Source organism: Arthrobacter crystallopoietes, assembly GCF_017603825.1.
Classification (GTDB): domain Bacteria; phylum Actinomycetota; class Actinomycetes; order Actinomycetales; family Micrococcaceae; genus Crystallibacter; species Crystallibacter crystallopoietes_B.
Genome location: NZ_CP072014.1, coordinates 1,425,109 through 1,438,945, shown reverse-complemented (window position 1 = coordinate 1,438,945; position 13,837 = coordinate 1,425,109). Strand labels below are relative to the sequence as shown.

Here is a 13,837-nt window from a genome sequence, read left to right as displayed (position 1 = left end):
GCCCGCAGGCCATCCAGCTCACGCGCCCTACTTGGCGCACCCTGAAAGGTATTAGCCATGACCACCCAGACCACCCAGACCACAAACCCTGCCCGCACCGCCGGTGAAACCCGCACCAACCGCCGCCCGGCGCGCACCCTGCGCACCGGGCTTGCCGCCGCCGCGACGATCGGGCTCCTCGGCTTCGGTGCCGCCGCAGCCTCCGCGCACGTCCACGTCACCCCGGACAGCACGGCAGCCGGCTCCTCGTCCCTGCTCACCTTCGACTTCTCGCACGGCTGTGAAGCTGCGCCGACCACCGAAATCGCCATCAGCCTGCCGGAGCAGATCGACGACGCCACACCCACGGCGCATCCGGGCTGGGACGTCGAGAAGGTCGAAGAGACGCTGGAGACGCCGAAGAAGCTTGAGAACGGCACCACCATCACCAAGCGGGTGAGCCAGATCGTCTACACCGCCAAGGAACCGCTGGCCGACGGTGTGCGCGATGCTCTCCAGATCCAGGTCCAGCTGCCCGCGGCCGAGGGCGAAACGCTGGCATTCCCCGTGCTGCAGACCTGCACCGAGGGATCCACGGACTGGGCGCAGGTCGCCGAGGCGGGCCAGGACTCCCACGATCTGGAGTCCCCCGCGCCGTCGTTCGCGGTGACAGCAGCCGAGGCCGCAGGCCACGGCCATGGCACGGCCGAGGGCGCCGCCGACACGGAGCAGGTGTCGAACACCTCCGCGGCCGGTGCCCGTGGTACCAACGACGGCGGTGCGGCGACGGCTGGCTGGGTCGGCCTCGTAGCCGGGCTGCTGGGGCTGCTCGCAGGCGCCGCGGCGCTGGTTCGGACCCGCGGGGTGAAGAAGTAACGAACGCTCCGCAAAAAGTCGGCGAAACCCGGTCCTTGGCGGTCGGGTTTCGTTGACTCCGGGCCGGCTGGCCGTACGCTGGTGTCATGGTGAAACGTAACAGGCTGCCCGGTGCAGCAGCGGCAGTTCTGATGGGTTGTGCTGTACTGCTGGCCGGGTGCGGCCAGCCGGAATCGCAGGAACCCGCCGGCAGTGCTCCGGCGACCTCGTCCGGCTCCCCCGAGGCCTCGGAGCAGGCCTCCGGCTCGGCGGAGGGGTCCGGCTCCGCCGCAACCGAAAGCACGCCCGCGGAGGAAGCAGAAACGTCTGCCCCGGCTGCCGAAGAGACGGATGCTCCTGCCGAGGGCACCGCCGAAACCGGCGAGTGCAAGGCGGACCAACTGGAGGCCGCCATCAAGACCGAACCGGGTGCCGGCGCGGCCGGCAGCGTCTACCGCAGCCTGGTGGTAACCAATATCGACGCCGAGGACTGCACCGTCCGCGGCTACCCTGGAGTGTCCTACGTGGACGCCGCCGGCAACCAGGTCGGTGCGCCGGCGGACCGGGACACGGCAGCGGAAGCGGTGACCGTAACGCTGGCACCCGGCGAATCCGCCGTGGCCCAGCTGCAGCAGACCAACGCGGGCAACTACGGTCCCGAATGTAACCAGGCGGAGGTAGCCGGGGTGCGCGTCTACCCGCCGAACGATACCGCCTGGCTGACCGCGCCGCAGGAGACCATCGGCTGCGCCAACGAGGCCGTGGTGCTCATGACGGTCGGCACTTTTGTGGCCGCATAACCGCTTACCGGATGCATCCTGTCAGTGGCGGGCGATAGTCTCGAACTATCGAAAACAGCTCGCCGGTTCTGTCCAGGTTCTCCCCGGCCACAAGCGCGTGGTTCGCCGGGGCCTTCAGCGCGCCCACGGATGCGCAGGAGGGCGCCTGGAACGCCATTTCGGCCGGCTCCCATGCGCTGGTGGTCGCCCCTACCGGTTCCGGCAAAACGCTGGCGGCCTTCCTCTGGGCGCTGGACAGCTTCATCACTGCGGCCGAGCAGCCCCCGGAACTGCCGATCGACGAGCTTCCGGCCGGCAAGCGCGGCAAAAAACCCTCCCGGGGCACTAAGGTCCTCTACATCTCGCCGCTGAAAGCCTTGGGCGTGGACGTGGAACGGAACCTGCGTGCCCCACTGATAGGCATCACCCAGACCGCCAGGCGCCTTGGCCTGCCCGCCCCTGACATCACGGTAGGCGTGAGGTCCGGGGACACCCCGGCGTCGGACCGGCGCAGATTGCTCACCCATCCGCCGGACATCCTGATTACGACGCCGGAATCCCTGTTCCTGATGCTGACCTCCAGAGCGCGCGAAACTTTGGCGGCCGTGGACACGGTTATTGTGGACGAGGTCCACGCCGTCGCCGGGACCAAGCGCGGCGCCCATCTGGCCCTCTCACTTGAACGGCTGGATGCGCTGCTGCCGAAGCGTGCCCAGCGGATCGGGCTTTCGGCCACGGTTGAACCGCTGGATACGGTCGCCCGCTTCCTCGGCGGCAGCGCGCCGGTGGAAATCGTGGCGCCGCCGTCCCAGAAAAAATGGGATCTGACCGTCTCCGTCCCGGTGGAGGACATGACGGCGCTGGCGGCACCGTCGGCGGAGGAACCTGGGCCTGGCGCCCAGCCGGCGTCCATTTGGCCGCATGTCGAAGAGAAGATCGTGGATCTGATCGCCGCGAACCGGTCCACCATTGTTTTTGCCAACTCCCGGCGGCTCGCCGAACGGCTCACGGCACGGTTCAACGAAATCTGGGCCGAGCGCCAGGCCGCCGCCGAGGTGTGGGCGGCGGAACAGCCACCGGATGATGCCGGCGCTGCTGCTTCGCCCCCGCACATGCCCGCCCAGATCATGGCGCAGGCGGGTTCGATGTCCGGCGCGGAGCCGCTGCTGGCGCGTGCCCACCACGGTTCGGTCAGCAAGGACCAGCGCGCCCTGATCGAAGATGACTTGAAGTCCGGCCGGCTGCGCTGCGTGGTCGCTACTTCCAGTCTGGAACTGGGTATCGACATGGGCGCCGTGGATCTGGTGGTCCAGGTGGAGTCCCCGCAATCGGTGGCCAGCGGGTTGCAGCGCGTGGGGCGGGCCGGGCACCAGGTCGGCGAGACCTCGCAGGGCGTCCTGTTCCCCAAGCACCGGCAGGACCTGGTGAACACCACCGTCACCGTTGAGCGCATGCTGGCCGGACGCATCGAGCCGCTCTACATTCCGGCGAACCCGCTGGACATCCTCGCCCAGCAAACGGTCGCGGCCACAGCGTTAGGTCCCGTAGAGGTAGAGGAATGGTTCGACGTCGTACGCCGTTCCGCACCCTTCGGCACTCTGCCGCGCTCGGCCTTCGAGGCCACCCTGGATCTGCTTGCAGGCCGCTACCCCTCGGACGAGTTCGCCGAACTGCGCCCGCGGATCATCTGGGACCGCGTGGCCGGAACCATTACCGGGCGTCCGGGCGCGCAGCGGCTGGCGGTTACCTCCGGCGGCACCATTCCGGACCGCGGGCTCTTCGGCGTGTATCTGGTGGGCTCCGAAGACGGCGCGGGCAAGGGCGGCAGGCGGGTCGGCGAGCTGGACGAGGAGATGGTCTACGAATCGCGCGTCGGGGACGTCTTCGCGCTGGGCGCCACGAGCTGGCGGATCGAAGACATCACCCATGACCGGGTGCTGGTCTCCCCCGCCTTCGGCCAGCCCGGCAAGCTCCCGTTCTGGAAGGGGGATTCGCTCGGCCGGCCGGTGGAGCTGGGCCGCGCGCTGGGTGCTTTTGTGCGCGAGCTGGCCGCAACGGCCGAGGAGCCGGCGCTGGAGCGGCTGCGCGGAAACGGCCTGGACGAGTGGGCCGCCGCCAACCTGGTGGCGTATCTGGCCGAGCAGCGGCAGGCCACGGACGTGGTGCCGAGCGACCGGGTGCTGGTGGTGGAGCGCTTCCACGACGAGCTCGGCGACTGGCGGGTGGTGCTGCACAGTCCGTTCGGCATGCCCGTGCACGCACCCTGGGCCCTCGCCGTCGGCGCCCGCTTGCACCAGCGCTACGGGCTGGACGGCTCGGCGATGGCCGCGGATGACGGCATTGTCCTGCGCGTGCCCATGATGGAAGACGAGCCGCCGGGCGCGGACCTGTTCCTGTTCGACCCGGAGGAGCTGGACCAGATTGTCACGGCCGAGGTGGGCGGCTCCGCCCTGTTCGCATCCCGCTTCCGCGAATGCGCCGCCCGCGCCCTGCTGCTCCCCCGGCAGAACCCGGCCAAACGCACCCCGCTGTGGCAGCAGCGCCAGCGCTCGGCCCAGCTGCTGGATGTCGCCCGGAAGTACCCCACCTTCCCCATCGTGCTCGAAACCGTGCGCGAATGCCTGCAGGATGTCTACGATCTGCCCGCGTTGAAAGGCATCGCCTCGTCCATCGAGCGCCGGGAACTGCGCCTGGTCGAGACCACCACGCCGCAGCCTTCGCCGTTCGCCCGCTCGCTGCTCTACGGCTACGTGGCGTCCTTCCTCTATGAAGGCGACTCCCCGCTGGCCGAGCGGCGCGCGGCGGCCCTCTCGCTGGATCCGTCGCTGCTCAATGACCTGCTGGGCCGGGCCGAACTGCGCGAACTCCTGGACGCGGACATTATCGCCAGCACGGAACGCGAACTCCAGCGCCTCAGCGCGGACCGGAAGGTCCGCGGCATCGAGGGCATCGCGGACCTGCTGCGGCTGCTCGGACCACTCACGACGGCGGAAATCGCCTTGCGCGTCGAACTTCCCGAGGGTGCCGGGCCAGCAGACGCCGCGACCCCGACGCCGGATAGCGAGGCTGGGGCGGACGGTGCCGCCGTGGCCTACGTCGAGCCGCTGCTGGCGGAACTGGCCAAGGCCAACCGCGCACTCAAGGTGGGCGTTGCCGGCGTCGGGCGTTGGGCCGCCGTCGAAGACGCAGCGCGGCTGCGCGACGCACTAGGGGTGCCGCTGCCGATGGGAGTCCCGTTGGCGTTCATCGAGCCGGTGGCGGACCCGCTCGGAGACTTGGTGGGCCGGTATGCCCGCACGCACGGACCATTCACCGCACCGGAATGCGCGGCCCGGCTGGGGCTCGGCGTGGCCGTGGTGGACACGGCGCTGCGCCGGCTGCTCAAGGACGGGCGCGTGGCCGAGGGCGAGTTCCGTCCACCGGAAAGCGCCGTCCCGCCGGTCACCGGCGTGGTGGAGTGGTGCGACGTCGAGGTGCTGCGCAAGATCCGGCGCCGCTCGCTGGCTGCCCTCCGCCAGGAGGTGGAGCCGGTGGATCCGGCCACCTACGGCCGGTTCCTGCCGGTCTGGCAGAACGTGGGTTCCGGCCTGCGGGGGCTCGACGGCGTGGCCACCGTGATCGACCAGCTCTCCGGCGTCCCAGTTCCGGCGTCGGCCTGGGAGCCGCTGATTCTGGGCACCCGGGTGACCAATTATGCGCCGTCGATGCTGGACGAACTGACTGCTACCGGCGAGGTTCTGTGGGCCGGGGCCGGATCGCTGGCCGGAAACGACGGCTGGATCACGCTGCAACTGGCCGAGAACGCCCCGCTAACGCTGAATCCGCAGCCCGATTTCGAGCCCAGCGTGCTGCAGTACGAGCTGCTGAACCTGCTTGCTTCCGGCGGGCAGTTCGGCGGCGCCGCCTTCTTCTTCCGCCAACTCGCGGATGCGCTGGCCGCCGGCGGCACCCAAGCGGCGGACGCCGACGTGGTGACCGCCCTGTGGGAACTGGTCTGGGCCGGGCGGATCACCAATGACACATTCACCCCGGTGCGTGCCCTGCTCGCGGGCGGGACCACCGCGCATAAGCAGCGGCCATCCGCGCCGCGGGCCCGCTCGGCACGACTAGGCCGGATCGGGCGGATGCACGGGCTCGGCACGGGGACCGGCCTCGGGTCGGGAGCCGGGCTTAGACCGGGCGCCGGGGCGGGTCACGCCGGCCGCGCCGCCCTCCCGCTCGCGGCGGGGCGCTGGTCGCTGCTGCCGGCGCCGGAAGCGGATCCGACCATCCACGCGCATGCCACCGCAGAACTGATGCTGGACCGCTACGGAGTGGTGACCCGCGGATCGGTGGCCAACGAAGGGATTCCGGGCGGCTTCGGGCTGCTCTACAAGGTGCTGGCGCGGCTGGAGGAAACCGGGCGTTGCCGGCGCGGCTACTTCATCGAGCACCTCGGTGCCGCGCAGTTCGCCGTCCCCGCCACCGTGGACCGGCTGCGTTCCTTCAACCGCGATGCGCAGCTGGCCGAGCAGGCCCCGGCCGCGCTCGCCCTGGCCGCCACGGATCCGGCCAATCCCTACGGGGCGGCGTTGCCCTGGCCGGCCCAGGACGGCGGGCATCGGCCGGGCCGCAAGGCAGGTGCCCTGGTAGTGCTGGTGGACGGGGAGCTGGCGCTGTATGTGGAGCGTGGCGGCAAGACGTTGCTGACCTTCACCGAGGATCCGGACGCGCTGACGCTGTGTGCCGAGGCTTTGGTGGGCATCATCCGCCGCGGCGCCGCGGACAAGATGGCGGTGGAGAAAGTCAACGGCGCACCCGTGCTGGACACGGATGTGGCGCGGGCACTGACCGGCGCAGGCTTCTACACCACGCCGCGGGGGCTGAGGTTCCGTGCCTGAAGGGGACAACGTCTGGCGCACCGCGCGCAGCCTGCATGCGGCGCTGGCCAGCCAAGTGCTGCTGCGCTCGGACTTCCGTGTGCCCAAGCTGGCCACCCTGGACCTCGCGGGCAACACGGTGGACAACGTTGTCTCTCGCGGCAAGCACCTGCTGATGCGCACCTCCGGTCCCGCCGGGGAACTGAGCATCCATTCCCACCTGCTGATGGACGGCAGTTGGCGGGTCTACGCCCCGGGCCAGCGGTGGAACAAGCCGGCATTCCAGGCCCGGGTGGTGCTGGAGACGAAGCCGGCCACTGCCGTCGGGTTCCTGCTGGGCATCCTCGAAGTGGTCCCGACCGCGGAGGAAGCCCAGTCGGTGGGCCATCTGGGGCCGGATCTGCTCGGCCCGGACTGGGACGCGGACGAGGCGCTGCGGCGGCTGCGCTCGGACCCGGAGCGCAGTATCGGCCTGGCGCTGCTGGACCAGCGGAACCTGGCCGGCGTGGGCAACGTCTACCGCTGCGAGCTCTGCTTCCTGGCCGGAGTGCACCCGCTGGCGAAGGTAAGCCAGGTACGAGACCTGCCTAGGATCGTGCAGCTGGCCAAGACCTTGCTCGAAGCGAACAAGGACCGTAACCGGCGCAACACCGTCGGCGGGCCGGCGGGCCGGAACGCGAGTCCGGTCTGGGTCTACGGCCGCGCCGGGCAGCCCTGCCTGCGCTGCCGCACCCCGGTGGTCCATACCAAGCTGGGCGAGACGGAGCTAACGGAGCGGGACCTGTATTTCTGCCCGCGCTGCCAGCCCGAGACCATATGATTAGCAACGGAACGCGAGAAGGGGGACTATGAGCTGGGTCGAGACCATCCCGGCCTTCGTGACGGCCGTGGTGCTGGTCTTCGGACCCGGCCTGCTCTGGGGCAGCGTCCTGGGACTGCGCCGCCTGGCACTGGTCGCCGTGGCCGGTCCGTTCAGCGTCACCGCCATGGTGGTCGCCGCCGAATTGGGCGGGCTGACCGGATTGCCCTGGGCCTGGCCAACGCTGCTGCTGGTCACCGTGGTCGTTGCGGTTGCCCTGTGGTGGCTGCGGCGGCTGATGCGCAACCGGCTCCACCGCGAACACACCGCGGCCTCGGCCCCGGCGCCGTGGCGGACGGTGGCGATTACCTGGGCCGTCTCCGCAGTGCCGCTGGCCGGCTATATGCTCTGGATCATCGGCTCGCCGGACAACATCGCGCAATCGCACGACAACATTTTCCATCTCAATGCCCTGCGCTATATCGCGGATACCTCCAACGCCTCCTCACTGACGCTGGGTTACCTGGGCACCACCGACCAGGGAGTCTTCTACCCGGCCGGATGGCACGCGGTGGTTTCCCTGGTCATGACCACCGCCGGCCTCCCCGTGGCTGCTGCCATCAACGTCACCAATATTGTCCTCATCACCGGCATCTGGAGCACCGGCTGCCTCTTCCTGGTCAGCCGCATCACCGGCGAACGCATGATGCCGCTGCTGGTGGCCGCAGTACTTACCACCGCCTTCAGCAGCTTTCCGTACCTGCTGCTGGAATTCGGCGTGGTCTATCCATTCATGCTCTCCATCGCGATCCTGCCCGCCGCCCTGGGCCTGGTGATCCAGTTACTGCGGATCGGCCTGCCCGGCACGATCTCCACCGAGGGCAACATCGTGCTGCTGGTCGGGCTGATACCGGGCATGGCGCTGGCGCACCCGGCCACCGTGATGGGACTGCTGGCGCTTGCGACGCCGATGGTGCTGGCTGCGGCGTACGGTGTCTCCCGCTCGGGTACTTCACGCGACAAGACGAAAGCCGGGCTCGGCACCGTGGCCTACCTGGTCGTAGTCGGTTTCCTGTGGGCGGTGCTCCGGCCGGCACGCAGCAGCTCGGAAAACTGGGACAACCTGGGCAACGCGCTCCTGGCGCTCTGGGAGGTGGTGGTGCACGCCCCGCTCTACCGGCCCATCGGAATCCTGGCGACGGTACTGACCATCGTGGGGGCCGCCGTCGTACTTAATGTGCGCAAGCACCGGTGGGTCCTGGGCATTTATCTGGTCGCCGCCGCGATTTTCGTAATAGGAAACTGGAAGGAAGCCCCGCTGATCCGCTGGCTGGTGGCCGGAATCTGGTACAACGACTTTTTCCGGATCAGCGCCATGCTGCCGGTGGCCGGCATCCTGATCGCCTCCCTGGGCGGCGTGGCGCTGGCCGGGACGGCGCGGTCCTTCTTCCGGGCCTGGCTGGCGCACAAGGACAAGAAGCAGCCGGTGTGGTTCCGGCCGGCCGCCACTGCGGTGCTGACCATCGTGGCGCTGGCGGTCGCACCGCTGTTCGCTGCTCAGCGCAGCATCCAGGAAGCTGCGTTCAAGTACCGGTTCACGGACGATTCGTACCTGCTGACCGAGGACGAACTCGCGCTCATCAAACGGCTGCCCGAGCATGTGCCGGCAAACGCCGTCGTCGTTGGCGATCCGATGACCGGTGCATCCTTGTCCTACTCGTACACGGGGATCCAGACGCTGCTGCCTTCCGGCACTACCTCCCCCGCAGTCAACGGAAAACTCATTCTTCAAAAGCTGGACGAGATGGACTCGGACCCGGCGGTCTGCGAAGCCGTACGCGCAGCCGGCGTGGGATTTGTCCTGGACTTCGGCACGAGTTCGGTCCACCCGGGCGAAACCAGCATCCAGCCGGGGCTGCGGGATCTGGGCGCGGAAAACGGTTTTGAGCTCGTGGACAGCGAAGGCGACGCCGCGCTCTACCGGATCACCGGCTGCAGCTGAGCGGACGGGCCGAGGTGGCTGCGAGGTGGCTGTCGGGTTGCGGTGCCGGGCGCGGTACCGGGTGCAATGGATGCCGGTGCGGTGATTGCCGGCCGCGGGCTAGCCTTCGCAGTCCTTGCAGTAGAAGAGGCCGTCCTTTTCCCTGGCGAGCATGGAATGGTGCCGGATCAGGAAGCAGGAGGCACAGGTGAATTCGTCCTCGCCGGGCGGAATGATTCGGACCTGGAGCTCCTCGCCGGAAAGGTCGGCGCCGGGCAGTTCGAAGCCTTCTGCCGCGTCGGCTTCGTCCACTTCGATTTCAGGTGACCGGCTGTCGCCTTTATGGGCTTTCAGCTCCTCGATGGACTCTTCCGGCTCGTCCTCGGTCGATTTTCGCGGTGCATCGTAGTCTGTAGCCATCGCGGGCCTCCACTTCAAATGTTGACAGTCCTCGTACGCTTCAGCACGCTCCCGCAAGAACGTTGGTTCCCCACTATAGGGCAGGTGCCGGGGTCGCTGTCATCCCTTTCCGCCGGAATAGCAGCGGCGCTGCGGGCGGGCGTGGGCAGCGCCAGCCGGACAGGTGCTGTGCCGGGCGCCGGTACCCTTGAAGGGTGATGAAATCCCCCCTCCCCGTGCGCGACGGCGTCAACGCCACCCGGCTGCGCCTGCCTGACAACGGACCTTGGCAGACCGCGCTGGACTACATGCTGCACCGCTGGGGCCATGTGGATCCGGAGGGCATCAAGGACCGTTTCGACCGCGGTGAGATTGTCGGCGAGGGCGGTGTGCGGTTGCACCGGGACACCGCGCTGGAGGAGCACACGTTCATTTGGTATTACCGGACGCTGCCGGCCGAGGAGCGCCTGCCGGTGGAGTTGGACATTCTGCACCAGGACGAGAACATCCTGGTGGTGGACAAGCCCCACTTCCTCCCGACCACGCCGGGCGGGACCTACATCAGCGAATCCGCCCTGGTCCGGCTGCGCGTCCAGCTCGATATCCCTGACCTGATTCCCATGCACCGGCTGGACCGCCTCACGGCCGGCGTGCTGCTCTTTTCCACCAACCCCGCCACCCGCGGCAGGTACCAGGTGCTGTTCGAGAAGCGCCGCGTGGAAAAGGAGTACGAGGCAGTAGCTTCGGTAGACCAGCGGCTTGAGTTCCCGCTCGATGTGCGCAACCGGATGGTCAAGTCCCGCACCTACCTGCTGGCCGAAGTAGTGGAAGGCGCGTTCAACGCCGAGACCCGGATCGAGCTGGAAGAAACCCGCGGGGTACTCGGCAAGTACCGGTTGGAACCGCATACCGGCAAGACCCACCAGCTGCGCGTGCATATGGCCTCGCTGGGAGTGGGCATCCTGCACGATCCGTTCTACCCGGTCCTGCTGGACAAGGCCCCGGACGATTACAGCCGGCCGCTGCAGCTGCTGGCCCGGGGCATCCGGTTCACCGATCCCCTCTCCGGCGCACCGGTCGAATACCGCAGCCGGCTGGAGCTTTCCGAATGGGCAGCAGCGGCCGCTCCGGAGCCCGCAGGACGCTGAGCGGGACGTGTCATAAGCCGACTGATCATTTCGGCTCAGCCCCTTACACGGCCGCAGCTACATGGTTAAAGTCGAAGGAACGAGCCGCTGTCCGATCGGGCCGTGGGCTGTGGGCTGTGGGGCGGAGGTTCGGCCGACCAGTGCTGCACGCCGACAAGGGAGCCTCGACATGTTCCACCGCAACGTAGCCGAGAAGATCCACCTCATCGAGCACGCCAATGTGAACCTGTACCTCGTCGAGGACGGCGACCAGATCATGCTGGTTGATTCCGGCCTGCCGGCCATGTGGAAGATGACGATCGCTGCCCTCCGCGAGCTTGGCCGTTCGCCGCGTGACATCTCCGCGCTGGTCCTGACGCACGCGCACTTCGACCACCTCGGGTTCGCGGCCAGGCTCCAGCACGACCTCGATGTGCCGGTCTACGCGCACCCGGGAGACAGCTATATCGCCGAGCACCCGTACCGGTACAAGCATGAAAAGAACCGGCTGACCTACCCCGTGAATTACCCCGGCTGCATTCCGATCCTGGCCCGGATGACGCTGGCCGGGGCGCTCAACGTCCGGGGTGTCAAGGATCTTCGCGTACTGGGGGCCGAGGCCGGCCTACAGCTGCCCGGCGCACCGGCGGTTATCCATACCCCAGGCCACACTGAAGGCCACTGCGCACTCCACTTTCCGGAACGGGACACCGTCATCACCGGAGACGCTTTGGTCACCCTCGATCCATACACCGGCAAGCGCGGCCCGCACATTGTCTCCGCGGCGGCCACGGCAGATACCCGACAGGCGCTGAAATCGCTCGAACTGCTGGCCGAAACCGGCGCCGGCACAGCCTTACCCGGCCACGGCGAACCGTACCGCGGCGGAGTTGCCTCCGCAGTGGACGAGGCCCTGCGACGCGGCGCCACCTAGTACCCGGAGTCAGGACGGCAAGGGCAGGAAGGCAGGCGCGATGGAATCCGTGGTGGAAGTTGACCCGGACGATCTGTACGGACTGATCGCGGCCTTGACGCACGACCAGTGGCTGCTGGCCCGTCCGCGCATCCGTGTTGCCGTGGCCTACCGCGGCCACACCTCCGCAAAGCGTGACCTGTCTACTGGACTCGTGCGGCTGCGCGGGGACTCCAGTGCCGAGGTGGAACCTCATTTGATGCGCAACTTCCGCAAGTACGCCCACCGGGACACCGCCCCCGGAGACTCGGACTGGAACTGGCTGAGTGTCGCCCAGCACTACGGCTTGCCGACGCGCCTGCTCGACTGGAGCCACTCCCCCTACGTCGCGCTGCACTTTGTCACCAGGGACACCTCCCGCTATGACGAAGACGGCGCGGTGTGGTGCGTGGATTATGCGGCGGCCCATGAACTACTGCCGCAGGAACTGCGCAACGAGATCCAACCGGCCGGCGGCGGGCTGTTCACTACGGAGATGCTCTCCCGCTCGGCCTACACACTTTTCGAGTTCGATCGGTTTCACGACGACGACGGACACAGCATCCCGTTGTTTTTCGAACCGCCCTCGCTGGACGAGCGCATTGTGAACCAGGCCGCAATCTTTTCCACCATGTCCGGCGCCATGGCCAGCCTGGACGACTGGTTGCAACGCCACCCTGAGCTGTACCGGAAGGTGATTGTTCCCGCGCAGCTCAAATGGCGGATCCGGGACCATCTGGACCAGGCAAACGTGACCGAACGCGTACTGTTTCCCGGCCTCGACGGACTGTCCCGCTGGCTGCGTCGCTACTATAGTCCGCGCGACCCGGTACGGAACCCTCGCGACGCCTGAGGAAGCGGCCACGCCTGGGTCCACGGCGAGCGCTATTGGCCCAGCAGGCTCCGATGGACGCCACGGAAGGTCTCGGCCAACCCGGCAGAAAACAGCACGAACTCGATGAGTTGGATGCCGCCGTCGTACTTCATGGCCTCTCCCAGCCCGGCAAGGGCTACGCTCCCGCCGTCCCAGCCGTAGACCCCGGCGCTGATTGCCGGGAAGGCCACGGACCGTGCGCCCAGCTCATCGGCCACGCGGAGGCTCTCGCGGAAGCAGGAAGCCAGTAGCGCCGGATCATTCTGGCCTGCGTGCAGGTTAGGGCCCACGGTGTGGATGATCCAGCGGGCGGGCAACCGGAAGGCCTCGGTGGCGACGGCTGATCCTACCGGCAGACCGTCGGGCAGCTGCGAGGACCGCAGTTCCCGGCACGCCGCCAGCAGCTCCGGACCGGCGGCGCGGTGGATGGCGCCGTCCACTCCTCCCCCGCCCAGCAGGCTTGAGTTCGCCGCGTTGACCACGGCGTCCACCTCGCGGCGGGTGATGTCACCTTCGAGAATCCTTATCTCCATACTTTGTACTCTGCCATCGGCGGGGCATTGCCGGTAGATTGGGGAGGTGGAAATCCCCGAAGGGCCGTGGCAATGGCTGTATTATCCGATGACCTTGCTGATGGTCGTTCTGGATGCCCCCATGCCCGCCGCGCCGTCGGAAATCATGGTCATCGGCGGAGGAACGCTGCTGGCCCACGGCGAGCTGATCCTGCCGTTGGTGGTCCTGACCGCGTTCGCCGGCAGCATGACCGGGGACATGCTGCTGTTCCTGCTCTTCCGCGGCGGCATCAACACCCTGCTCAACCGGTACCGCTGGGGCCGCAGGGTGGACCGTGCCGTCACCCAGGCGCTGGAAAAGGCCGGTCGGTCCTCCACCTATGCCGCCATTGTCGCCGCCCGCTTTATCCCCGGCGGCCGGACCGCGTCTGTCGCGGCAGCCGGCCTGGCGGACGTCCCGCTGAATGCGTTCCTGGTGTTATCCGCCACCGGCTCCACTATCTGGGCGTTGTGGATGACCGGACTGGGACTTGCCACCGGGCTCGCCACCGATCTGCCGTTCTGGGTGAATCTTGTTTTGGGTACAGTGATTGGCATACTGGTGGGCGCGGCCATAGCTGCCGTCATCAGCCTGCGCCGCCGCAGCCTGCCGGCGCCAGTGCTCGGGGGTGCCATCGACATCGAGGAGTAGCAGGAGCGAACACCCCGCTTCGATCCAATC

General features: G+C 68.1%; 11 protein-coding genes. 9 read left to right on the top strand and 2 right to left on the bottom strand.

Features of this window, described 5'->3' with window-relative positions; genetic code table 11:
* Window positions 1–57: 57 nt before the first annotated feature.
* From J5251_RS06655 to J5251_RS06635, 5 genes are all read left to right on the top strand, one after another.
* Complete coding sequence (locus tag J5251_RS06655; RefSeq protein WP_208575586.1) at window positions 58–855, top strand: YcnI family copper-binding membrane protein; 798 nt, start codon at window positions 58–60, stop codon at window positions 853–855.
* Window positions 856–941: 86 nt separating this feature from the next.
* A complete protein-coding gene (locus J5251_RS06650) occupies window positions 942–1,634 on the top strand; it encodes a DUF4232 domain-containing protein (RefSeq protein WP_208575585.1) in 693 nt (230 codons plus the stop codon).
* A gap of 47 nt (window positions 1,635–1,681) precedes the next feature.
* Window positions 1,682–6,493: an ATP-dependent helicase gene (locus tag J5251_RS06645; protein WP_208576070.1), complete on the top strand. Its 4,812-nt coding sequence runs from the start codon at window positions 1,682–1,684 to the stop codon at window positions 6,491–6,493.
* Window positions 6,486–7,292, top strand: coding sequence for an Fpg/Nei family DNA glycosylase (locus tag J5251_RS06640; RefSeq protein WP_208575584.1), 807 nt, complete (start codon window positions 6,486–6,488; stop codon window positions 7,290–7,292). Before J5251_RS06645 ends, J5251_RS06640 begins: the two co-directional genes overlap by 8 nt.
* A 28-nt stretch (window positions 7,293–7,320) precedes the next feature.
* Window positions 7,321–9,273, top strand: coding sequence for a DUF6541 family protein (locus tag J5251_RS06635; protein WP_139004189.1), 1,953 nt, complete (start codon window positions 7,321–7,323; stop codon window positions 9,271–9,273).
* A 99-nt stretch (window positions 9,274–9,372) separates the two neighbouring features.
* Here J5251_RS06635 and J5251_RS06630 read toward each other — a convergent pair whose 3' ends face one another.
* Complete coding sequence (locus tag J5251_RS06630) at window positions 9,373–9,672, bottom strand: DUF4193 domain-containing protein (protein ID WP_208575583.1); 300 nt, start codon at window positions 9,670–9,672, stop codon at window positions 9,373–9,375.
* Window positions 9,673–9,869: 197 nt separating this feature from the next.
* On the opposite strand from J5251_RS06630, the gene J5251_RS06625 reads away from it, so the two are divergent.
* The 3 genes from J5251_RS06625 to J5251_RS06615 all read left to right on the top strand — a co-directional run bounded on the left by J5251_RS06625 (window position 9,870) and on the right by J5251_RS06615 (window position 12,583).
* Window positions 9,870–10,799 carry an RluA family pseudouridine synthase gene (locus tag J5251_RS06625; RefSeq protein WP_208576069.1) on the top strand — a complete coding sequence of 310 codons (930 nt, stop codon included), beginning with the start codon at window positions 9,870–9,872 and terminating at the stop codon, window positions 10,797–10,799.
* A 169-nt stretch (window positions 10,800–10,968) separates the two neighbouring features.
* Window positions 10,969–11,712, top strand: a complete 744-nt coding sequence (locus J5251_RS06620; protein WP_208575582.1) for an MBL fold metallo-hydrolase — start codon at window positions 10,969–10,971, stop codon at window positions 11,710–11,712.
* A 40-nt stretch (window positions 11,713–11,752) separates the two neighbouring features.
* Window positions 11,753–12,583, top strand: a complete 831-nt coding sequence (locus tag J5251_RS06615; protein ID WP_208575581.1) for an FRG domain-containing protein — start codon at window positions 11,753–11,755, stop codon at window positions 12,581–12,583.
* A 32-nt stretch (window positions 12,584–12,615) separates the two neighbouring features.
* Here J5251_RS06615 and J5251_RS06610 read toward each other — a convergent pair whose 3' ends face one another.
* On the bottom strand, window positions 12,616–13,137 hold the full coding sequence (locus J5251_RS06610) for an O-acetyl-ADP-ribose deacetylase (RefSeq protein WP_139004185.1): 522 nt from the start codon (window positions 13,135–13,137) through the stop codon (window positions 12,616–12,618).
* 46 nt (window positions 13,138–13,183) lie between these two features.
* Between J5251_RS06610 and J5251_RS06605 the strand changes: the two genes are divergently transcribed.
* Complete coding sequence (locus tag J5251_RS06605; protein WP_139004184.1) at window positions 13,184–13,807, top strand: DedA family protein; 624 nt, start codon at window positions 13,184–13,186, stop codon at window positions 13,805–13,807.
* Window positions 13,808–13,837: the final 30 nt, after the last annotated feature.